The sequence below is a fragment of the Promicromonospora sp. NPDC110617 genome, assembly GCF_055598465.1.
Genome location: NZ_JBVKBM010000002.1, coordinates 603,676 through 625,409, shown reverse-complemented (window position 1 = coordinate 625,409; position 21,734 = coordinate 603,676). Strand labels below are relative to the sequence as shown.

Sequence of the window (21,734 nt, the reverse complement as noted above, 5' to 3'; positions counted from 1 at the left end):
GGCGCCGGGAGGCTCACGGCATTCTCTCATGCGCGGGACGCCGTCCGACAGGTGTGCTCAGTCACCGGACGTGCCGAGCGCGACCCCCACCGCTCAGTAGGATGACGACGAAGGGTGCCGCGCGGCGAACGCCGGCCGCGGTGCCCCCGAAATTTCCCTGATGAGAGGTGCTCCTCCGATGGCTGTTCGTCGTGTGGCCCTGCTGACCGCCGGCGGCTTCGCGCCCTGCCTGTCGTCCTCGGTCGGCGGTCTGATCGAGCGTTACACCGAGCTCGACCCCGAGATCGAGATCATTGCCTACCTGCACGGCTACCACGGCCTGCTGACGGGCAACAAGATCGAGATCGACGACGAGGCTCGCAAGCAGGCTCATGTCCTGCACAAGTTCGGCGGCTCGCCGATCGGCAACTCGCGCGTGAAGCTGACCAACGTCAAGGACGCGGTCAAGCGCGGCCTCGTCCAGGAGGGCCAGGACCCGCTGCACGTCGCCGCGGAGCAGCTCAAGGCCGACGGCGTGGACGTGCTGCACACCATCGGTGGTGACGACACCAACACGACCGCCGCCGACCTCGCCGCCTACCTGCACGAGAACGGCTACGAGCTGACGGTCGTGGGCCTGCCCAAGACGATCGACAACGACGTGGTGCCGATCAAGCAGTCGCTCGGCGCGTGGACCGCCGCCGAGGAGGGCGCGAAGTTCGCGGCCAACGTCATCGGCGAGAACCGCGTGGGCCCGCGCATGCTGATCGTGCACGAGGTCATGGGCCGCCACTGCGGCTGGCTGACCGCCGCCACGGCGCAGTCCTACCGCGGCTGGCTCGACGAGCAGGAGTGGGCCCCGGCCCTCGGCCTGTCGCGCGAGCGCTGGGACGTGCACGCGGTGTTCCTGCCCGAGCTCGAGATCGACCTGGAGGGCGAGGCCAAGCGCCTGCGCGGCGTCATGGACGAGATCGGCAACGTCAACATCTTCCTGTCGGAGGGCGCGGGCATGCACGAGATCGTGGCCCAGCTCGAGGCGGCCGGCGAGACCGTGGAGCGCGACCCGTTCGGGCACGTGAAGCTCGACACGATCAACCCCGGCCAGTGGTTCGCCAAGCAGTTCGCGGAGAAGCTGGGCGCGGAGAAGGTCATGGTGCAGAAGTCCGGCTACTTCTCGCGCGCCGCGGCCGCCAACTCCGAGGACCTGCGCCTCATCAAGTCGATGACCGACTACGCGGTCGAGTGCGCGCTGCGCGGCGAGTCCGGCGTCATCGGCCACGACGAGGAGGACGGCGACCGGCTCAAGGCCATCGCGTTCCCGCGGATCGCGGGCGGCAAGGCGTTCGACGTCTCGCAGGAGTGGTTCGGCCAGATCCTCGCCGAGATCGGCCAGCCGCTCGTGCCGGCCGCTCCCGCGGAGCACTGAGCACCGTGCGGGCACCACTGGCAGCGCTGGTAGCACCGGCACCGGCACCGGCAGCGGCTCCGGCACCGCGGACGGCGGGTCGATGAGCACCGTCGCCGACCCGGCCGAGCGCGCCGCCGGTCCGGCGGGGCTGGACCACTACCGCACGCTGGAGGCGCACCAGCAGCCGACGTGGCCGGACCCGGCCGCACTGACGGCCGCCACCGGCCGTCTGGCCCAGGCCGCGCCCATCGTGGTGCCCGCACAGGCCGACACCCTGACCGAGCGGCTCGCCGCCGCCGGCCGGGGTGAGGCGTTCCTGCTCCAGGGCGGGGACTGCGCGGAGACGTTCGCCGAGGCGAACGCCGACCGCATCCGCAACAAGATCCGCACCATCCTCCAGATGGCGGTGGTGCTCACCCACGGCGCGAGCACGCCCGTGGTGAAGATGGGCCGCATGGCGGGCCAGTACGCCAAGCCGCGCTCCAGCGACACCGAGACGCGCGACGGCGAGACGCTGCCCGCGTACCGCGGCGACATGATCAACGGGTTCCCGTTCACGCCCCAGTCCCGGATCCCGGACCCGGAGCGGCTGGAGCAGGCGTACCGGATCTCGTCGGCCACGGCCAACGTCGTGCGGGCCTTCACGCAGGGCGGTTTCGCCGACCTGCGCCAGGTGCACGAGTGGAACCGCGGCTTCATGAGCAACCCCGCCTACGCGCGGTACGAGAAGACGGCGGACGAGATCGACCGGGCGATCCGGTTCATGCACGCGTGCGGCGCGGACTTCGACGCGCTGCGCTCCGTGGAGTTCTTCCTGAGCCACGAGGCCCTGGTGCTCGACTACGAGCGGGCGCTGACCCGCACGGACCAGCGCACGGGCAAGTCCTACGACACCAGCGCGCACTTCCTGTGGATCGGCGAGCGCACGCGCCAGCTCGACGGCGCCCACGTCGACTTCATGTCCCGGATCGCCAACCCGATCGGCGTGAAGCTCGGCCCGACGACGACGCCGCACGACGCCCTCGCGCTCACCGAGCGGCTCAACCCGGACAACGTGCCGGGGCGCCTCACGTTCATCACGCGCATGGGCGCGGGCCAGGTCCGCGACGTGCTGCCGTCCCTGGTCGAGGCCGTGACCTGGTCCGGCGCGAACGTCACCTGGGTCACCGACCCCATGCACGGCAACACGATCACGTCGGACAGCGGCTACAAGACCCGCCGGCTGACGGACGTGCTCGACGAGGTGGCCGGGTTCTTCGAGGTGCACAAGGCGCTGGGCACCGTCCCGGGCGGCCTGCACATGGAGCTCACGGGCGACGACGTCACCGAGGTGCTCGGCGGCAGCGAGGAGATCTCCGACGCCGGCCTCGCGCTGCGCTACGAGACGCTCGTGGACCCGCGGCTGAACCACCAGCAGTCGCTGGAGCTGGCCTTCCAGGTCGCGGAGATGCTCCGCCGGTAGGCAGCGGTTCAGCGGCCGGCTACCCCCGCGGGGGCGGCCGGCCGTCGCGTCCGAGCTCCGAGCAGCGCGGGTCAGAGCAGCGTCTGCGCCACCCGGCGCACCGCGGCGCGCTTGCCGCCGATCAGGGCGTCCACGGGCCGCTCACCGAGCTCGTCGTTGGGCGTGAACAGCCACTCGAGGATCTCCTCCTCGGTGAACTGCGCGTCGGACAGCACCATGATGGTGCCGCGGAGCGTCGGGATCACGCCCGGGCGGCCCTCGACGTCGGGCAGCACGAAGATCGCCGGGACCTGGAAGGTCGTGCGCTCGCCACGCTTGATGCCGACGACGTGCCGGTCGCTCACGAGGCCGCGGGCCTTGCCGACCTCGATGCCGAGGGCCTCGGCGAGGTCAGGGAGGGTCAGCCATTCGCCCACGAGGGCGTCGAGATCTGTCACGTGAGAAGCCTAGGCGACGCGGCCCGGACGGGTGACACGGCAACGATCCGGCAACGGCCCACCGTCCGGTATGCGCGTTCCTGCCGGGCTGTGGGTAGTCACCCGTACACTCCCACCCGTGGCTCAGGTGACGGCAGACCCTCTCATCGGCCGCCTGGTCGACGGGCGGTACGAGATAGTCGCGCGCGTGGCGCGCGGAGGCATGGCCACGGTGTACCGCGCCCACGACACGCGGCTGAACCGTGAGATCGCCCTGAAGGTGATGCACCCGCACCTCGCCGAGGGTGAGCAGGCCGCGAGCTTCCGGCAGCGCTTCGAGCGCGAGGCCCGGTCGGCCGCCGGGCTGCAGCACCACGGCGTCGTCGCCGTCTACGACCAGGGCACCGACGGCGACATGCGCTACCTGACCATGGAGTACGTGCCGGGCACCAACCTGCGCCAGCTCATCCGCGACGGCGACCTCACGCTGCGCCGCTCGTTCGCGATCCTCGACGTGGTGCTCTCCGCGCTCGCCGCCGCGCACGCCAAGGGGATCGTGCACCGTGACATCAAGCCGGAGAACGTGCTGCTGGAGGAGGGCACCGGCCGGCCCAAGGTCGCGGACTTCGGCCTCGCCCGTGCCATCTCCGAGGTGTCGAACACGACGACCGGCACGATCCTCGGCACGGTGGCCTATCTCGCGCCGGAGACCATCGCCACGGGCCATGTCGACGCGCGTGCCGACGTGTACGCCGTGGGGATCCTCGCGTTCGAGCTGTTCACCGGCCGTCTGCCGCACGAGGGGGAGGGGCCCATCCAGGTCGCGTTCGCGCACGTCAACACCGACGTGCCGCCCGTGAGCGCGTTCGCCGGCCACCTGGGCCGCCCGCTCGACGCCCTGGTCCGCGCGCTGACGGCGCGGGACCCGGACCGGCGCCCGCACGACGCCGCGGTGGCGCTCGACGCCCTGCGCAGCACGTTCCGGCAGATCCCGAACGAGGTGCTGGACATCCCCGCGAAGGTGGCGCCGCCGCCGTCGTCCGCCGCGGTGAAGGCGGCGCGCACGGCGGTCGTGGAGCGGCCGCCGGCCGGCCAGTGGGCGGTGCCGCAGCAGCAGACGCCGCCGCCTCCGCCGCCCGCGCCCCGGCCGCGCCGCGGCGGCAAGGTCCTGCTGGGTGTCGCGCTGGTCGCGGTCCTGTTCAGCGCGTGGTGGTACACGGAGCACGGCCCGGGTGCCTACGCGGTCGTCCCCGACGGCGTGGTGGGCGTGGCCGTGGCCCAGGCCGAGGAGGCCCTGACCGAGGCCGGGCTGACGCCGAAGAACATGGAGCAGCACGACTCGGACGTGCCCGAGGGCGAGGTCATCTCGGTGACCCCCGACGAGGGGCAGCGGTCGCTGCGCGACAAGCCCGTGCGCCTCGTGGTCTCGCTCGGACCGGAGGTGGCCGAGGTCCCGGCGGGCCTGGTGGGCTCGACCGAGGAGCAGGCGCGGGCAGCGCTGCGCGACGTCGGCCTCGTCGACATCGAGGTCTCGCGCGAGTATTCCGCCGACGTGGCGCGCGACCAGGTGATCTGGGCGTCCGTGCGCGAGGGGGGCACGGTCCCGACCGACGAGACCGTGCGGCTCACCGTCTCCGACGGGCCTCCGCCCGTCACCGTGCCGGAGCTGACGGGTCTGTCCGCGGCCGAGGCGGAGGACGCGCTGGCCGCCCAGGGTTTCGACGTCGTCCGGGAGGACAGGTTCGACAAGAAGGTCGAGGCCGGGACGGTGATCCGGACCCAGCCGGGCGGGGGCAAGGGGGCGGAGCCGGGCAGCACCGTCACCATCGTGGTGAGCATGGGTGCCCAGGGCACCGTGCCCGACGTCGTCGGGATGTCCGTCGAGGACGCCCAGGCCCTGCTCGACGAGGCCGGCTACACCTCGGTGGTGCGGGGGTTCGGCGAGCTGTTCGGCGAGGGCGTCAAGGAGACCGAGCCCGTCGCGGGGGAGAAGCTGAAGAAGGGCGACGAGGTCACCCTCTGGACCTGGTGAGCTGCGCCTGGTGAGGCTGGGCCCGGCGCGCCGGGCTGCCGGGCCGGGCTGGGCCTGGTGAGGCTCAGGCCGTCCGGTCGACCGCCGCGTGGGCCAGGTCGGTGAGCAGGCCGCGGCCGGGCTCCGCCAGGTCCGCGAGGCCCAGCAGCGCGTGGCCGCGCACGGCGAGGTCGGCGATGAGCTGCTCGACTGCGTCCAGCGCGCCGGAGCCGACGATGACCTCGCGCACCCGCGCCACGTCGTCGTCGGACAGGTCGGGGTTGCCGAGCGCGGCGACCAGCACGGCGGCCTCAGGACCGTCGGCGTCGGGCAGCAGCGCCAGGGTGCGGGCGACGACCACGGTGCGCTTGCCCTCGCGCAGGTCGTCACCGGCGGGCTTGCCCGTGACGGCCGGGTCGCCGAAGACGCCGAGCACGTCGTCACGGAGCTGGAACGCCTCGCCCAGCGGCTTGCCCGCCGCCTCGATCCCGGCTGCCGCCTGCGGGCCGGCGCCGGCCAGCAGCGCGCCCAGGGCGAGCGGGGCGGCCACGGAGTAGCTCGCGGTCTTGGCGCGCAGCACGTTCCGGGCGCGCTCCTCGTCGGCGGCGGGGTCCTGGCCCCACGGCTCCGCCTGGACCAGCACGTCGAGGAACTGGCCCACGACCACCTCGCTCTGCATCGCGTCGAAGCGGGCGCGGGTCGCCTCGGCGACGTCCGCGGGCAGCGGTGCGAGCGCCGCCGACAGCTCGCGCTGGGCGGCCAGGAGCACCAGGTCACCGATCAGGATGGCGGCGGAGTCGCCGAACCGCACCGGCTCGCCGGCCCAGGCCGCGACGGCGTGCCTCGCGGCGAACGCGCGGTGGGCCGTGGGGCGGCCGCGACGGGTGTCGGAGTTGTCCATGACGTCGTCGTGCAGCAGGGCCGCGGCCTGGAACAGCTCGAGCGCGGCGCCCACCCGGACGGTCGCGACGCGGGCGGGGTCGGCCGGGTCGGCGGAACCGCCGTGCGCGCGGAACGACCAGTAGCAGAACGCGGCCCGCAGCCGCTTGCCGCCCGCCAGCAGCCCGGCGGCCTCCTCGACCATGGCCTCGGCGCTCGGGCTGATCGCCCCGACCTCGGCCGCCAGCTGGGCGAGGTGGGCGCTCACAGCGGCGTCGACGTCGCCGCGGAGATGCTCGGCGTCGACGAGGGCGGCGGGGTCCAGGGGGGTGGGGCTCAGAGCGGTGGGACGGGCAGGAGAGACGGGCACGGCACCAGCCTATGGGGTACGGACGGTGCCGCTGATCGAGCCGAGGCGCCGCTCGCCGTCGTCGAGCACGCCCACCACGAGCGACTCCTGCACCTCGCCCGACTTCTCCTTGGTGATGCGCAGGAACGCCGTCTGTGCGGTGAGACCGCTCGCGTCCGGCGCGTCGATCCGCCGGAAGCCCTGCGCCGTGAGGATCTTCTCGGCCTGCTTGATCACCTGGTCGGTCGGACGGCTCGACGACAGGTTGAGCGTGACCTGGGTCATCGGGACGCCCTTGGTCTTCGACCCCTTCGATCCGGCGGCCGCGGGCACGGGCTGCGCCGACGACGCGAGCAGCGTCGCGTCCTTCGGCATCGGGAAGAGCTCCGGCGGGAACCCCTGTGCGTAGGTCGCCACCGCGGAGGACGGGTCGAAGGTCGGCAGGTCGGTGGGTCCGCCGGTCGCGGCGTCGCTCGGCCCGGGGCTCGCGGTGCCGCCGGAGGTGGTGCTGCCGGTGGTGGTGCTGCCCGTCGCGGACTGCTCGGTCCCGGCGCCGCACCCCGTGGCGGCGAGCGCCAGCCCGACGACGGCGGCGAGCGCGGCCGTGCGGCGGGCTGTGGCGAAGCGGGGCACGTCGCACACCGTAGCCGCACAGGCCCGGGTGACGACAGCGTGCCGTGCTGAGCGTGCGGTGCCGAGCGTGCGAGCGTGCGGTGCTGAGACCGTCGGGACGGGGCGGAGCGGCAGCGAGCGCGACCACAGGAAGCGCGTTGTCCACACGGCTCGATCGGGCGCGCAGCCGTTGATCCGGCGGGCTGAGATCGTCACATGAACCCCGACAACGGCACGGCCCGGGACGGCGTCCCGAACGACAGCTCCGCGAACGACAGCCCCGCTCATGACAGCCCCGCTCACGACAACCCCGCTCACGACAACCCCGTGTACGGCGGCACCGCCAACGACAACTCCCGTCGCGGCCTCCCGGGGAACGCGATCCCCGGGTACGGCATCTCCCCGGACGACCTCCGCCGGACGGCGGTCCCGAACGCTCGACAGGTCCCGGCCGCTCTGGTGGTCCGCGTGGCCGGGCCGGAGGACCTCCTCGCCTATGTCCCGTACCGGCTCGGTTTCGAGCCGGTCGAGTCCGCGGTGGTGGTGAGCCTGACCGGCCCGCGCCAGCGGGTCGGGCTCGTGGCCCGGGTCGACCTGGGCGACCTCCGCCTGCGCCGCCCGGGCGACCCCGACGGCCCCGACGGCGCGGCCACGGCCCGCTGGCTCGCCGACCACGTGGTCGCCGACGGCGCGGACCGGGCCGTCGTGGTGCTGTACACCGCCACGGACGTGACCGTGCCGTCCGGTGCCGCACGGCGCGCGGCGGACCTGCTCCGGGCACGGCTCGACCGGCGGCTCCCGGGGACCGAGGTCTGGCTCGTGACGCCGACGGGCTTCCGGGCGCTCGACTGCGCCGACCCGATGTGCTGCCCGGTGCAGGGCAGGCCGTTGTCCGCGCTCCAGGGCACCCGCGTCGCCGCCCACATGGTCCTGGAGGGCCGCACCGTCGCCGGCACCCGCGAGGAGCGGTACACCCTGCGGGCCGCGCCGGAGGCGGCCCGGACCCAGGCGCGACGGGCCGCGGCGCGCTGGACCGACACCTACCGCCGGCTGCTGAGCCGGACCAGGTTCCCGAACGGCGGCGGCCCGATCGACGGCGCGGCATTCGGCCCGCGGCCCGCGGGCGGCCCCGCCGGAAGCCCTGGCGGCGGTGGCCGGCGACCCGCGGGAAGCACCGCCGGAGCCCCCGCCGGCGGCACCGCCCGGAGCGCCGGCCGAGGCATCGCCGTGCGGGCCGAGCAGGTCGCGCAGGCCGAACGGGCGCTCGCCGACTGGGGAGCGGAGAGCCTGGGCCTGTGGCGCGACGCGGTGCGTGCCACGGCGCACGCGACGCCCGGGGAACGCGCGGCGCTCTCCCCGGTGGACCTGGGCAAGATCGGTGCGGCGCTCGCGGACACGCCCGTCCGGGACGCGGTGCTGCTCAGCCTCGCGCCGGGTACGGCGGAGACGGCGCTCCGCACCGCCCGGCGGGAGGCGGACGGTGACACGGACCGGTCCACCGGGGCCGTCATGGCACAGATCATCGACCCGCAACGGGGCATCCCGCCCGACGAGGACATCACCCGGCCGGCCCGCGCCGTGCTGGAGGCGGTGGTCAGGCACGTGCCCCGCAACCGGAGGGCCCCGGCTTACCTGCTGCTGGCGCTCGTGGCCTGGTGGCACGGCGACGGCGGGCTGGCGGCCGAGCGGGTGTCGGACGCGCTGGGGGTGGACCCGGACTACCGGCTCGCGCTCCTGCTGCGCAGCGCGATCGTCGGAGGTGTCCCGCCGGGCTGGGTGCGGCGGGAGCAGGCCCTCTTCCACGGTGACTCCAGCGGTGACTCCCTTGGTGACGCGGGTTCGGACGAGATGGCTGCCGTGTGAGTGCGGTGCGAGCGCCGTGTGCGGCATCGACCGGACCGCGGTGTGGGGTAGCGTCGGCTGACATGACGATCGTCGTCGGCCACCTCGCCACGTCCGAGGGCCGAGAGGCCCTCAGCACCGCTGTCACCGAGGCCCGGGAGCGCAGTGCTCCGCTGGTCGTCGTCACGAGCGGGAAGCGTCCCGTCGACGAGTGCCAGGCCGAGCTCGACGAGCTCGTGACCGGCCCGGCGGCCGGGCTCGACGTGCGCGTCGAGGAGGGCAGCGGCGACCTTGCCGAGGACCTGATCCGTGCGGCCACGAGCACCGGCGCCGAGCTGATCGTGATCGGCCTGCGCAAGCGCAGCCCCGTCGGCAAGCTCATCCTCGGCGCGGGTGCGCAGCGGATCCTCGTCGAGGCGCCGTGCCCGGTGCTCGCCGTCAAGGTCTGATTCCTGGGCCGGGGCGTCTGATTCCTGGCCGGGGCCTGGCCAGGTCCTGATTCCTGGCACGGGCCCGGCCGGGTCCCCGCTGGGACCTGGCATGGGCCCGGCTGGGTTCCTCACCGGGTCGGGCCGGGTCCCTCGGTCCCGGGCCCCGGCTCCCGCGCCTGGTCCAGGACGGATTCGCCGCAGATTCGCCGAAGTGGGAATGGTGCGGGGGTGCCAGTCGTTGACTCTTGGCACGCGAAATCAGAAACCCCGTGGGATGGTCCCGCCCGACGTGACTTCGCACTGACTTTGCCCATATCACCGCGTTCGTCGCGGGGTACAGGGAGGCCGACGGTACAATATATATGTTCGCCGGCGGAAGAAGAAGGTCCAGTGACGGCCCCGCCGGCGGTACACCGCCCCCTCGAATGCCGAAAGGTCGGTTTGTGGCGCCCACTCCGCTGAAAGCCCCCCAGGACACCGCTCCTGTCCCTGCACGCGACAACCTGCCCCGTGAGTTCGAGCATCCTGCCTTGCAGGAGCTCCTCGCTCGCGGTGCCGCCGACGGCTCGGTCGACGCCGAGAACTTCCGGCGTGCATGCGAGACGGCGCAGGTCGGTGACGCCAAGCGGCTGAAGGCGGTGCTGCGCGCACTGGCCAACGCCGGTGTGCAGGTCGGGCTTCCCACTGTTACCAAGGTGGCCGCGGCGTCGGCCACCCGTTCCACAGCGGTCGCCGCCAAGGCGCCCGCCGACGAGGCGGAGGCCTCCGCGAAGCCGGCCCGGCGTACCCGGGCGACGGCGGCGAAGACCACGACCGCCAAGAAGTCGACCCCGGCGCGCTCCACCGCGAAGCCGAAGGACGACGACGAGATGCCCGACGACGTCGATCTCGACTTCGACGACGTCGACGACGATGATGACGAGGCGACGACGAGCACGCGCAAGAAGCCGGCGGCGAAGGCCGGCGCGAAGAAGCCTGCTGCTCGGGGCAAGTCGAAGTACGACAACATCGAGCCCGACGGCGTCGCCGTCGAGGACCCCGAGGACGAGACCGACTCCGGTCCCGAGACCGTCACCAAGACGACTCGCGGCCGAGCCGGCAAGACGGCCAAGGAGGGCGACGAGAGCTCCGGCTTCGTCGTCTCCGACCGGGACGACGACGACCAGCCCGCACAGCAGGTCGTCACCGCCGGTGCCACGGCCGACCCGGTCAAGGACTACCTGAAGCAGATCGGCAAGGTCGCGCTGCTGAACGCCGAGCAGGAGGTCGAGCTCGCGAAGCGCATCGAGGCCGGCCTGTTCGCCGAGGAGCGCCTTGCCACCACCGAGTTCGACCGGAACGACAAGGACCAGCGCCGCTTCGAGCGCGACCTCAAGTGGATCGCGCACGACGGCAAGCGGGCCAAGAACCACCTGCTGGAGGCCAACCTCCGCCTCGTGGTCTCGCTCGCCAAGCGCTACACGGGCCGCGGCATGCTGTTCCTGGACCTGATCCAGGAGGGCAACCTCGGTCTGATCCGTGCGGTCGAGAAGTTCGACTACACCAAGGGTTACAAGTTCTCGACCTACGCGACCTGGTGGATCCGGCAGGCGATCACGCGTGCCATGGCCGACCAGGCCCGCACCATCCGCATCCCGGTGCACATGGTCGAGGTCATCAACAAGCTGGCCCGCGTCCAGCGCCAGATGCTCCAGGACCTGGGCCGCGAGCCCACGCCGGAGGAGCTGGCCAAGGAGCTGGACATGACCCCCGAGAAGGTGGTCGAGGTCCAGAAGTACGGCCGTGAGCCCATCTCGCTGAGCACCCCGCTCGGCGAGGACGGCGACAGCGAGTTCGGTGACCTCATCGAGGACTCCGAGGCCGTCGTCCCCGCGGACGCCGTGTCGTTCACGCTGCTCCAGGAGCAGCTGCACCAGGTTCTCGACACCCTCTCGGAGCGCGAGGCCGGCGTGGTCTCCATGCGGTTCGGCCTGCAGGACGGCCAGCCCAAGACGCTCGACGAGATCGGCAAGGTCTACGGCGTGACGCGTGAGCGCATCCGGCAGATCGAGTCCAAGACGATGTCGAAGCTGCGCCACCCCTCGCGGTCGCAGGTGCTGCGCGACTACCTCGACTGAGCGACTTCACCACGAGCCCGGGGCGTGACCCGGGACCGACGCCGGGCGGGTGAACTTCTTCGGAAGCTCACCCGCCCGGCGTCTTCGTGTGGGAGCGTGCCCGATGTGTCCACCTCGATCAGCGCCGCTCCCGGAGCACGACGTGTCCGGACGCTCGCGGCAGTCCTCGTCACCTGCCTCACCGCCACGCTCCTCACAGTTGGCCTGTCCGCCGGCCCCGCCGCCGCGGCGGGGTACACGCTGACGGCGTCCGGCACGGCCACGACCACGGCGGCGACCGCCAAGACCCTCTCGGTGGTCTACCGCTACAACGGCGCCGCCCGGAAGAACGCGTCGGTGGCCGTCCAGCAGTACCGGGACGGCGCCTGGGTCCGGATCAAGACCGTGACCACGGGCTCGACCGGCAAGGCGACGACATCGGTGAAGCCGTCCGTCACCACGAAGTACCGCTTCAAGACGGTCAAGGCCACCAGCGCCACGCTGACGGTGACGGTCGTGCCGGGGTCGTGGGCGATCGCCGGCTCGGGCAACGGGCACGGCGTGGGCATGGCCCAGTACGGCGCCTACCAGATGGCGCGCACCGGCAGCACGGCGGCGCAGATCCTGGGGTACTACTACCCGGGTGCGACCGTGGGCACCGCCAGCAACCCGTGGACGTCGGTCGACGTCCAGGTGCTCGGCAAGGCGGCCGACCCGACCACCACCACGATCAGCCTGTCCGCGGGCTCGTGGCGGCTGCTCGACGGCGCACAGGCGCAGCTCGCCACCGGCACGTCGGCCCGCAAGCTCTCGATCGCCCGCACCCCGGCGGGCGTGACCGCCAAGATCACCGAGAACGGCACGGTGCGCCAGACGATCAGCGCCCGCCGCACGCTCTATCTCGAATGGACGGGCACCGACTACTGGGCGGGCACCGCCGGCACCGTGACGGTCTCCGGGGCACAGGGCAGCTACCGGCACGGCCGGCTGCGGCTCACCAGCCCCAACCCGCGGCCCAACGTGGTCAACCAGGTGGTCCTCAACGACGAGTACCTCTACGGGCTCGACGAGATGCCGTCCCTGTGGGGCACGAGCAGCTACGGTGGCGCCGCGGCGCTCCAGGCGCAGGCGATCGTCGCGCGCAACTACGCCATCCTCGCCAAGACCGCGGGCCTCAAGACCTCGTGCGACTGCCACCTCTACGACGACACGAGCAGCCAGAACTACACCGGCTGGAAGAAGGAGGGTGGCGAGGCGGGCTCGACGTGGCGCGCCGCCGTCGACGCCACCCGGCAGGACAACGCCTCGACCGTCTCGATCGTGCGCAACCCCGCGGGCGAGATCGCCGAGACGCCGTACTTCGCCTCGACCGGCCGCGGCGGGAGCTACTCCGGCACCACGAACAACCAGGACGCCTTCGGCACTGCGGCGCAGTCCCACCTCGCGCACGTCGCCGACCCCTACTCGGCGCAGGCGCCCGGCAACCCGAACACCTCCTGGACCGGGTCGCTCACGCAGACGAAGGCGAAGGCCGTCTTCGACCTGGCCTGGGTCAAGTCGGTCAAGGTCACGGCTCGGTACTCGAGCGGCCAGATCAAGACGATGCAGGCCGTCTCGGTCCAGGGCACCACCCGGAACCTGACCAAGACGGCGGAGGGCTGGCGCACCACGCTCGGGTTCCGGGCCTCGTGGGCGGACACGGTGACGGCGCGGAAGTGAGCCCGGTGGAGATGGGTTCGGCAGGGTGGGTTCGGCGGAGGTGAGCTCGGCAGAGATGAACTCGCGCTCGACGGAGATGAGCTCAATGGGAATGAGCTGAATGGGGGCTAGGCGGCGCGACGGCCGGACGTTACGGTAGCCCCTGGCAACGATGCCTACCTGTTGCCGACCGTGTTCGGGACCAGAAAGGTGACACCGATGTCGCTAGCAAGGTCGCACCACACCCCGTCGTCCGCCCACCCCGCACCAGCCGACGCCCGACCTCGCCCTGGCCGCCGTGCCGACAGTCGCAACCGACGTCGCCTCGGCGCGACGTTCGCGGCTTTGGCCACGGGCGCCGTGCTCGCCGTCGTACCGGGGACGGCCGCACCGGCCGCCACCCCGGGTGCGAGCCAGGCGACGTGGCCGGTGACCGACGCCCGTCTGCCCACCCCGTGGACGCAGGAGGTGACGCCCGACAACGCGCTGCCGGAGTACCCGCGGCCGCAGCTCACCCGCGACCGGTGGGAGAACCTCAACGGCCTGTGGGAGTTCGCGGGAGCGGTCGAGGGCGAGGCCCCGCCGTTCGGCGAGACGCTCGCCGAGGAGATCCTCGTGCCCTACCCGGCGGAGTCGGAGCTGTCGGGCATCGACCGGCACGAGGACCACATGTGGTACCGCCGCACGGTCGAGGTCCCGGCGTCCTGGCGTACCGGCGGCCAGCGCGTGGTGCTCAACTTCGGGGCCGTGGACCACTCGGCCACGGTCTGGGTCAACGGGCAGGAGGTGGCGCACCACGAGGGCGGCTACGGCCGGTTCTCCGCGGACGTCACCGACGCCCTGACGGCGTCGGGCCCGCAGGAGGTGCTGGTCGGCGTCACCGACCGCACCGACGCGACCTGGCAGCCCGTCGGCAAGCAGCGCAACGTCCCGGACCGCGGCATCTTCTACGAGGGCGCGTCCGGCATCTGGCAGACGGTCTGGATGGAGCCCGTCGCGGCGAGCCACGCCACGAAGCTCGACATGACCACCGACGTCGACACCAGCACCCTGACGCTCACCGTCGAGGGCAGCGCGGCGGCCGACGGCCGGCGGGTCGACGTCGTCGTCCGCGCGAGCAGCGGCACGGGCAGTGCGGACACGACGGGCCAGACGGTCCCGAAGGGCGAGACGGTCCCGAAGGCCAAGGTCGTGGCCCAGGCCGCCGGGACCGTGGGCGATCCGATCTCGGTGCGCGTACCGCGCGCCCACCTGTGGTCGCCGGACGACCCGTACCTCTACGACCTTCAGGTCCGCGTCCGCGACGCGCGCGGCAAGGTCGTCGACACGGTCGGCTCGTACTTCGGCATGCGCGAGATCGGGATCGCGCCCGGCGCGGACGGGCGCAACCGCGTCACGCTCAACGGCGAGGTCGTCTTCCTGCTCTCCACGCTCGACCAGGGCTACTGGCCGGACGGCATCTACACCGCGCCCACGGACGAGGCGCTCGCGTTCGACCTGGAGCAGCACAAGGAGCTCGGCTTCAACACGGTGCGCAAGCACATCAAGGTGGAGCCGGACCGTTGGTTCTACCACGCCGACCGGCTCGGCCTGCTGGTGTGGCAGGACATGCCGGCGATGAAGCCCGGCCGCCCGCCGGTCGAGGCGCAGGAGCGGTTCGAGCGCGAGCTGCACGAGATGGTCGACCAGAACTCGAGCTGGACCTCGGTGATCGGCTGGGTGCCCTTCAACGAGGGCTGGGGCGAGTGGTCCCAGGAGGCGACCGGGCGGATCGCCCGCGAGGTCAAGGCGCAGGACCCGACCCGGCTCGTCAACGCGCACTCCGGCGTCAACTGCTGCGACTCGCTGGGGGACAGCGGCGCCGGCGACGTCATCGACTGGCACCAGTACGTGGGCCCGGCCCAGCCGGTACCGGACGCCACGCGCGCCTCGATCGACGGAGAGCACGGCGGGTTCGGCCTCGAGGTGGACGGGCACATGTGGTTCGAGGACGGTCACGCCTACGAGATGACGCCTGACGTCGCCACGCTCACCCGGCGCTACGTCGAGAACCAGGAGGACGTCCTCACGGCCGCGCAGCAGTGCGGCATCAGCGGGTCGATCTACACGCAGATCACGGACGTCGAGCACGAGGTCAACGGCTTCTTCACCTACGACCGGCAGGTCGAGAAGATGGACTTCGGGCAGGTGCGTGCGGTGAACGAGTCGATCATCGAGGGCGCGGACGGCTCGGGCGCGGAACCGCCCGTCGTCGACCCCGGGACGCCCGGTCTGACCGGCGTGCACGCGTGGGGCTTCGACGAGGGCGCGGGCGTCGTCGCCGCGGACGGCGTCGGCGACGCCGACGCGACGCTGACGGGCACCACCTGGGCCGACGGCGTGGCGGGCGGCGGCCTGTCGTTCGACGGCGCCGGCGAGGCCGACACGGGACGGACGCTGGTGCGCACCGACGGTTCCTACAGCGTCTCGGCCTGGGCGCGGCTGGACGTGGCCGACGGCGGATTCCAGACCGTCGTCAGCCAGGACACCGGCGGCAACAGCGCGTTCTTCCTGCAGTACTCGGGGCAGGACCAGCGCTGGGCGATGAGCTTCGTGGGCGCGCGTGCGCTGTCGCCCACCAAGCCGGAGCCGGGCCGCTGGTACCACCTGACGGGAGTGCGGGACGCCGCGACGGGGGAGCTGTCGCTCTACGTGGACGGCGAGCGGGTCGCCACGAAGAACGTCTGCACCGCGCCGGAGACGCAGGGGCCGCTCGTGATCGGCCGCGGCCAGTACGGCGGCAACGAGGTCGACCACCTGCGCGGGGACGTCGACGACGTCCGGGTCTTCGACCGTGCGCTGTCGGCTGCCGAGGTCGCGGAGCTCGCGGCGGGCTGACGCGCCCGTCCGGGCCCCGGGTCCGGACATGACGACGCCGGCGGTGGGTCACCCTTCGGGGTGGCTCACCGCCGGCGTTCGGTCTGTCGGCGTCTGTGGTCCGGTGGTCGTCCGGCCTGGGTGTCAGGCCTGGCCGTGCTCCGCGTGGAGCCGGTCGGTCTCGTCCTGGACATGGGTGGCGACGTCCGCGTAGGCGGACGCGTGTGCGCGCGCGTGGTGGCCGCAGAAGAGCAGCTCGCCCACGGGCAGAACGACGCGCACGTAGGCCTGCGCGCCGCAGCGGTCGCAGCGGTCGAGGGCGGTGAGCGGTTCGGTCGTCAAGGTCGTCACATCTCCATCCAACCATTCGCTCGCGCGGTTCATGCCGGCCCGGGTGGGCGGTTCGCTGCGAGCATAGCGGCGTCGCTCACACTTCTGGTGCCCTTCCGCCCCCAATTGCGCTGAAAGGGTAATTTCCGTCATGGGGTGAAAACCGGCGTCACACGGCCGTTCATGGGGCGTTCGGGCCGCGTCCCGGGGCGCCTGACGTGGGTTGTCGGTGACCTCGTCTACGCTGTCGCCGTGACCGCAACGTCCGAGTCGTACACCGCTCGCCACCTGTCCGTCCTCGAGGGCCTCGAGGCGGTTCGTAAGCGTCCCGGCATGTACATCGGGACCACCGACTCCCGTGGCCTGATGCACTGCCTCTGGGAAGTCATCGACAACTCCGTCGACGAGGCCCTGGGCGGCCACGCCACGAAGATCGGCGTCGTGCTGCACGCCGACACCTCGGTGACCGTCTCGGACGACGGACGCGGCATCCCCGTCGACATCGAGCCCAAGACGGGCCTGAGCGGCGTCGAGGTGGTCTACACCAAGCTGCACGCGGGCGGTAAGTTCGGCGGCGGCTCCTACCAGGCGTCCGGTGGTCTGCACGGCGTCGGCGCCTCCGTGGTGAACGCGCTGTCCTCGCGCCTCGACGTCGAGGTGGACCGCGGCGGCAAGACGCACCGTATGACCTTTCACCGGGGCGAGCCGGGCACGTTCTCCGACCCCGCCTCGGGTCCGAGCCCGGACGCGACGTTCCAGCCCTTCGTGGACCACTCCGAGCTGGGCATCGTCGGCAAGGTGCCGCGCGGCCGCACCGGCACGCGCGTGCGCTACTGGGCCGACCGGCAGATCTTCCCCAAGTCCGCGGTCTTCAGCTACGACGAGCTGGTCACCCGCGTCCGGCAGACCACGTTCCTGGTGCCGGGCCTCGAGATCGTGGTGCGGGACGAGCGCGGCCTGCCCGGCACGCCGGGCGAGAACGGCCCGCACGAGGAGTCCTTCAAGCACACCGGCGGCGCGGCCGACTTCGTCGAGTTCCTCGCCCCCGACACGCCCGTCACGGCGACGTGGGTGCTGCAGGGCTCGGGCAACTTCACCGAGACGGTGCCGGTCCTGGACGAGCGCGGCCACATGTCGCCGCGCGAGGTGCAGCGCGAGTGCGAGGTCGACATCGCGCTGCGCTGGGGCACGGGCTACGACACCGAGGTGCGCTCCTTCGTCAACATCATCTCGACCCCCAAGGGCGGCACCCACCTGACGGGCTTCGAGCAGGGCCTGCTCAAGGTCATCCGCAAGGGCGTGGAGACCAACGCCCGCAAGCTGAAGGTCTCCACCAAGGACGGCGCGGAGCGCATCGAGAAGGACGACGTGCTCGCCGGCCTCACGGCCGTGGTCACGGTGCGTCTCGCGGAGCCGCAGTTCGAGGGGCAGACCAAGGAGGTGCTGGGCACCGGCCCGGTGCGCCAGATCGTCTCCCGCGTGGTCGAGAAGGAGATCCAGGCCCGCCTGACCGCCACCACGCGCGACGGGAAGACGCAGGCCTCGCTGCTCCTGGACAAGATCGTCGCCGAGATGCGCGCCCGCATCACGGCCCGCAAGCAGAAGGAGATCTCGCGCCGCAAGAACGCGCTGGAGACCTCGTCGCTGCCGGCCAAGCTGGCGGACTGCCGCTCGAACGACGTGGACCGCTCCGAGCTGTTCATCGTCGAGGGCGACAGCGCGCTCGGCACGGCCAAGCTGGCCCGGTCCAGCGACTTCCAGGCGCTGCTGCCGATCCGCGGCAAGATCCTGAACGTCCAGAAGGCGTCGATCAGCGACATGCTGCGCAACGCCGAGTGCGCGGCGATCATCCAGGTGCTCGGCGCGGGCTCCGGCCGGTCCTTCGACATCGAGGCCGCGCGCTACGGCAAGATCATCATGATGACCGACGCCGATGTGGACGGCGCGCACATCCGCACGCTCCTGCTGACCCTCTTCTACCGCTACATGAAGCCGATGGTGGAGGCCGGCCGCGTGTTCGCCGCGGTGCCCCCGCTGCACCGGGTCGAGGTGATCGGCAACGGCCGGCGCAAGAACGAGTACATCTACACGTACTCCGAGGCCGAGCTGGGCGTCACGCTAAAGAAGCTCGACCGAGCGGGCCGGCGCTACAAGCCGGACATCCAGCGGTACAAGGGCCTGGGCGAGATGGACGCCGACCAGCTCGCGGAGACCACGATGGACCCGCGCCACCGCACGCTGCGGCGCGTGACCGCGGAGCACGCCGAGGCGGCCGAGCGGGCCTTCGAGCTGCTCATGGGCACCGACGTGGCGCCGCGCAAGGAGTTCCTCATCGCGGGGGCCGCCGAGCTCGACAGGTCGCGGATCGACGCCTGAGATCGACCTGAGCTCGACGCCGGAGATCGGCGCCTGAGACGGCGGCGCCGTCGTGTTCACGCCGACCTAGACTGGCCGACGTGAACACGACCTGCCGTCATCCCCTCCGGACCGTCGCCTCCGCGGCGGCCGCCCTTGTCGTCGCCGGCCTGCTCGCGGCCTGCGCCGGTACGACGGCGGAGCCGGAGCCGATGGTCTCGGCGACGCTGGGCCAGCAGTCGGCCGCCGAGGCGTCGCCGTCCGCCGAGGCCTCGCTGTCGACCGACGCGTCGGGTGAGGTCGAGAGCCTCAGCTACGGCGGCCGGACCGGTGCGACCGCCCTGGAGCTGCTGCTGGAGGCGGACCCGTCGGCCGAGGTCACGGGGGAGGGCGCCAACGCGTTCGTCACCGCGATCGGCGGCCGGGTCGCCGACGACTCGAAGAGCGAGTTCTGGTCGCTCGCCGTGGACGGCGAGCTCGCACAGGTCGGCGCCGGGGCGCTGGAGACCGAGGATGGTCAGGAGATCACGTGGACCCTCGAGACGTACTGACGCCGCCGTCGGACGGGCGCGACGAGCCGGGCCGCGAGGTGCCGGGGCGTGACGCCGCTCGTCGTGACCCTGTTCGTCGTGACTCTGCTCGTCGTGAACCCGCTCGTCGTGACCTGACCGTCCGGGAGCTGGCCCACCGCTGGTGGCGGCCCGCGACCGTGGTGCTGGTGCTGGCCGCCGCCGTGGGGTGGCGACTCGTCGCGCCCGGGTTCGGCGCGCCCCCGAACCTGGAGATCGCCACCGCGGCGACCTTCCTCGCCGTGCTCCTGCTGCGCAACCGATGGGCGGCCGTGGTGCCGTTCGTCGTGGTCGCGGTGAGCGACGCGGTGCTCGGCAACACGCAGATCATGTGGTTCACCTGGTCGGCGTGGGCCGTGGTGGGCGCCGGCGCGATCCTAGCGCGGCACCTGCGCGGGCCCGGCCGGTACGCCGCGGCGCTCGGGGTGGGCGTGGGCGGCTCGCTGTGGTTCTTCGCCTGGACCAACTTCGGCGTCTGGCTGCTGGACGGGCTGTACCCGCCGACCCTGGACGGGCTCCTGGCGAGCTACGTGGCGGGGCTGCCGTTCCTGCGCACCATGCTCCTCGGCAACCTGGTGCTGGTGCCGTTCGCCGCGCTGCTCGCCGGCCTGGTGGAGCGCGCCGAGGCGGCGGCGTCCCCGGCGCCCGCGGTCGCCCAGGGCTGAGCCGCGAGGCGCCCGCGCCTGCCGTTGGGGCTGAGCAGCTTGCGTGGCAACGCTTCTGACTTCGGTCCGTTGCACCGAGATCGGTCCATCGACCGACCGATCTCAGTGCGACCGACCGATCTCAGTGCGACCGACCGAACTCGTCGGTCCCGGTCCCGGTCCGGTTGTGGTACTAGTTCTGGTCCTGGTTCTGGTTCTGGCCCGTTCGCGGGTCTGGGGCGGACAGTTCTGTCCGGATGCTGTTGTCCCCGCGCTATTGCGGTTAGAGTCAGTAGCGGCCCGCTTGCGGGCGCGGGCGCTCAATGCCGAGCGTCCGAGGACCTCACCGAGGAGATCCGATGCCGCTCGACAACCGTTCGCACGCCTCGCATCCGTCGTCCGCCGTCCCGAAGCCAGTTCCCGAGCCAGTTCCAGGGCCCGGCCCCGAGCCTGTTTCCGCGTCGGCCTCCAGGCCCGGCCGCAGGTCCGTCCGGCTGCGCTGGACCGCTGTCGTCGCGGCCCTGACCGTGCTGGCGCTGCCGGCGGTCGCGGTCCCGGCCGCGTCGGCGTCCGACACCGCCGCGGCGGCGTCTGACCCGTCCGACCCGGCCATCGCGGCGTCCGACCCGTCCGCCCAGCCGAGCTCAGCATCCGACGTGCCCGACGTCCCCGTCGTGCCGAACCAGGCCGTCCCGCTCGACGACTTCTACACCCCGCCGACGCCCCTGCCCGACGGCGCGAACGGCGAGGTGGTCCGGTGGCGGGAGGAGCCCCGGCAGCTCAGCGCCCGCAACTACCTGGTGATGTACCACTCGACGAACGCCACCGGCCAGGACATCCCGGTGACCGGCCGGGTGCTGGTGCCTACCACGCCCTGGCGGGGCGAGGGGCCGCGGCCGATCGTGTCCGTGGCGAGCGGGACGCGCGGCGTCGGCGACACGTGCGCGCCGTCGCGCTGGCTCGACTACGAGCGGCCCTTCATCGAGCCGATGCTGCTGGCGGGCTGGGCGGTCGTGGTGACCGACTACGAGGGGCTCGGCACACCGGGCGGGCACACGTACGTCGTCGGGCAGTCGGAGGGGCGCACCGTCATCGACATCGTGCGGGCCGCCACGAACCTGCCGGCCACCGGGCTGCAGGCCGGGGGCAAGGTCGCGTTCTCCGGGTACTCGCAGGGCGGCGGGGGAGCGATGTGGGCGGGCGAGCTGCAGCCCGAGTACGCGCCGGAGCTCGACCTGGTCGGCGTCGCGGCGGGCGGCGTGCCCGCCGACCTGACCGAGGTGGCCGAGGGGCTCGACGGGAAGGTCGGCTTTGGCTTCCTGCTGTTCGCGGCCTACGGGCTCGACGCCGCCTACCCCGAGCTGAACCTCGAGTCCTACCTCAACGAGCGCGGCCGCGAGACGTACGAGCGCGAGAAGGACGCCTGCGTCGAGGCCACGCTGCCGCACGCGTTCCAGAACATCGGGATGTTCACCTCGACCGACCCGCTCAGGTCGCCGCAGTGGCAGGCGCGGCTCGACGAGAACCGGCTCGGGGCCAACCCGCCCGATGTCCCGATCCGCCTCTTCCACGGGACGCTCGACGAGATCGTCGCACCGGGTCAGGCACGGACGCTGCGGGACGAGTACTGCGCGGCCGGCGCGGAGGTTCAGTGGGAATGGCACCTCGGCGAGCACGTCTCGACGATGGTGACAGGGGCGCCCGGTGTCATCACGTTCCTCGACCGGCGGTTCAAGGACCGACCGTTCCTGGTGCACTGCTGATCCTGAAGTCCATGCAAACGCGCAGGTAGAGGCC

16 protein-coding genes are annotated in these 21,734 nt (G+C 72.4%); 12 read left to right on the top strand and 4 right to left on the bottom strand.

All coding sequences use genetic code 11. The features are described 5' to 3' along the window. Positions 1-178 precede the first annotated feature (178 nt). Together ACZ7LE_RS13505 and ACZ7LE_RS13500 are read left to right on the top strand one after the other, a co-directional pair. Positions 179-1,405 carry a pyrophosphate--fructose-6-phosphate 1-phosphotransferase gene (locus ACZ7LE_RS13505; RefSeq protein ID WP_108495681.1) on the top strand — a complete coding sequence of 409 codons (1,227 nt, stop codon included), beginning with the start codon at positions 179-181 and terminating at the stop codon, positions 1,403-1,405. Between the two features lie 82 nt (positions 1,406-1,487). Next, positions 1,488-2,849, top strand: coding sequence for a class II 3-deoxy-7-phosphoheptulonate synthase (locus ACZ7LE_RS13500; RefSeq protein ID WP_470403780.1), 1,362 nt, complete (start codon positions 1,488-1,490; stop codon positions 2,847-2,849). A 71-nt stretch (positions 2,850-2,920) separates the two neighbouring features. Here the strand turns inward: ACZ7LE_RS13500 and ACZ7LE_RS13495 are convergent, their stop codons facing one another. Continuing rightward, positions 2,921-3,286: an Rv2175c family DNA-binding protein gene (locus ACZ7LE_RS13495; protein WP_470403779.1), complete on the bottom strand. Its 366-nt coding sequence runs from the start codon at positions 3,284-3,286 to the stop codon at positions 2,921-2,923. A 118-nt stretch (positions 3,287-3,404) separates the two neighbouring features. Between ACZ7LE_RS13495 and pknB the strand changes: the two genes are divergently transcribed. Beyond that, positions 3,405-5,297 (top strand): Stk1 family PASTA domain-containing Ser/Thr kinase, encoded by a 1,893-nt coding sequence (gene pknB / locus ACZ7LE_RS13490; RefSeq protein ID WP_470403778.1) that lies wholly within the window; start codon positions 3,405-3,407, stop codon positions 5,295-5,297. 64 nt (positions 5,298-5,361) lie between these two features. On the opposite strand, the gene ACZ7LE_RS13485 is transcribed toward pknB, so the two are convergent. After that, entirely contained in the window at positions 5,362-6,525 is a 1,164-nt protein-coding gene (locus tag ACZ7LE_RS13485) for a polyprenyl synthetase family protein (RefSeq protein WP_470403777.1), read from the bottom strand. 9 nt (positions 6,526-6,534) lie between these two features. Further along, positions 6,535-7,137 carry a hypothetical protein gene (locus tag ACZ7LE_RS13480; RefSeq protein ID WP_470403776.1) on the bottom strand — a complete coding sequence of 201 codons (603 nt, stop codon included), beginning with the start codon at positions 7,135-7,137 and terminating at the stop codon, positions 6,535-6,537. A gap of 195 nt (positions 7,138-7,332) precedes the next feature. On the opposite strand from ACZ7LE_RS13480, the gene ACZ7LE_RS13475 reads away from it, so the two are divergent. The 5 genes from ACZ7LE_RS13475 to ACZ7LE_RS13455 all read left to right on the top strand — a co-directional run bounded on the left by ACZ7LE_RS13475 (position 7,333) and on the right by ACZ7LE_RS13455 (position 16,060). Next, positions 7,333-8,979: a DUF4192 domain-containing protein gene (locus tag ACZ7LE_RS13475; protein ID WP_470403775.1), complete on the top strand. Its 1,647-nt coding sequence runs from the start codon at positions 7,333-7,335 to the stop codon at positions 8,977-8,979. 62 nt (positions 8,980-9,041) lie between these two features. Continuing rightward, on the top strand, positions 9,042-9,407 hold the full coding sequence (locus ACZ7LE_RS13470) for a universal stress protein (RefSeq protein ID WP_470403774.1): 366 nt from the start codon (positions 9,042-9,044) through the stop codon (positions 9,405-9,407). Positions 9,408-9,814: 407 nt separating this feature from the next. After that, positions 9,815-11,506 (top strand): RNA polymerase sigma factor, encoded by a 1,692-nt coding sequence (locus ACZ7LE_RS13465; RefSeq protein ID WP_470403773.1) that lies wholly within the window; start codon positions 9,815-9,817, stop codon positions 11,504-11,506. 105 nt (positions 11,507-11,611) lie between these two features. Then, a complete protein-coding gene (locus tag ACZ7LE_RS13460; RefSeq protein WP_470403772.1) occupies positions 11,612-13,204 on the top strand; it encodes a SpoIID/LytB domain-containing protein in 1,593 nt (530 codons plus the stop codon). A 198-nt stretch (positions 13,205-13,402) separates the two neighbouring features. Then, on the top strand, positions 13,403-16,060 hold the full coding sequence (locus ACZ7LE_RS13455; protein WP_470403771.1) for a LamG-like jellyroll fold domain-containing protein: 2,658 nt from the start codon (positions 13,403-13,405) through the stop codon (positions 16,058-16,060). Between the two features lie 123 nt (positions 16,061-16,183). On the opposite strand, the gene ACZ7LE_RS13450 is transcribed toward ACZ7LE_RS13455, so the two are convergent. After that, positions 16,184-16,390 (bottom strand): DUF7455 domain-containing protein, encoded by a 207-nt coding sequence (locus ACZ7LE_RS13450; RefSeq protein WP_020014335.1) that lies wholly within the window; start codon positions 16,388-16,390, stop codon positions 16,184-16,186. Positions 16,391-16,621: 231 nt separating this feature from the next. On the opposite strand from ACZ7LE_RS13450, the gene ACZ7LE_RS13445 reads away from it, so the two are divergent. The 4 genes from ACZ7LE_RS13445 to ACZ7LE_RS13430 all read left to right on the top strand — a co-directional run bounded on the left by ACZ7LE_RS13445 (position 16,622) and on the right by ACZ7LE_RS13430 (position 21,700). After that, positions 16,622-18,745 carry a DNA gyrase/topoisomerase IV subunit B gene (locus ACZ7LE_RS13445; RefSeq protein WP_470403770.1) on the top strand — a complete coding sequence of 708 codons (2,124 nt, stop codon included), beginning with the start codon at positions 16,622-16,624 and terminating at the stop codon, positions 18,743-18,745. An 80-nt stretch (positions 18,746-18,825) separates the two neighbouring features. Beyond that, on the top strand, positions 18,826-19,275 hold the full coding sequence (locus ACZ7LE_RS13440; RefSeq protein WP_470403769.1) for a DUF4430 domain-containing protein: 450 nt from the start codon (positions 18,826-18,828) through the stop codon (positions 19,273-19,275). Further along, on the top strand, positions 19,254-19,958 hold the full coding sequence (locus ACZ7LE_RS13435) for a DUF6580 family putative transport protein (protein ID WP_470403768.1): 705 nt from the start codon (positions 19,254-19,256) through the stop codon (positions 19,956-19,958). Before ACZ7LE_RS13440 ends, ACZ7LE_RS13435 begins: the two co-directional genes overlap by 22 nt. Positions 19,959-20,296: 338 nt before the next feature. Continuing rightward, a complete protein-coding gene (locus ACZ7LE_RS13430) occupies positions 20,297-21,700 on the top strand; it encodes a lipase family protein (protein WP_470403767.1) in 1,404 nt (467 codons plus the stop codon). Positions 21,701-21,734: the final 34 nt, after the last annotated feature.

Excerpts from the sequence above, each read along its gene's own strand:
- ACZ7LE_RS13505 (WP_108495681.1), top strand. The coding sequence starts at position 179 with ATGGCTGTTCGTCGTGTGGCCCTGCTGACCGCCGGCGGCTTCGCGCCC.
- ACZ7LE_RS13500 (WP_470403780.1), top strand. The coding sequence starts at position 1,488 with ATGAGCACCGTCGCCGACCCGGCCGAGCGCGCCGCCGGTCCGGCGGGG.
- ACZ7LE_RS13430 (WP_470403767.1), top strand. The coding sequence starts at position 20,297 with ATGCCGCTCGACAACCGTTCGCACGCCTCGCATCCGTCGTCCGCCGTC.
- ACZ7LE_RS13475 (WP_470403775.1), top strand. The coding sequence starts at position 7,333 with ATGAACCCCGACAACGGCACGGCCCGGGACGGCGTCCCGAACGACAGC.
- ACZ7LE_RS13470 (WP_470403774.1), top strand. The coding sequence starts at position 9,042 with ATGACGATCGTCGTCGGCCACCTCGCCACGTCCGAGGGCCGAGAGGCC.
- ACZ7LE_RS13465 (WP_470403773.1), top strand. The coding sequence starts at position 9,815 with ATGCCGAAAGGTCGGTTTGTGGCGCCCACTCCGCTGAAAGCCCCCCAG.
- ACZ7LE_RS13455 (WP_470403771.1), top strand. The coding sequence starts at position 13,403 with ATGTCGCTAGCAAGGTCGCACCACACCCCGTCGTCCGCCCACCCCGCA.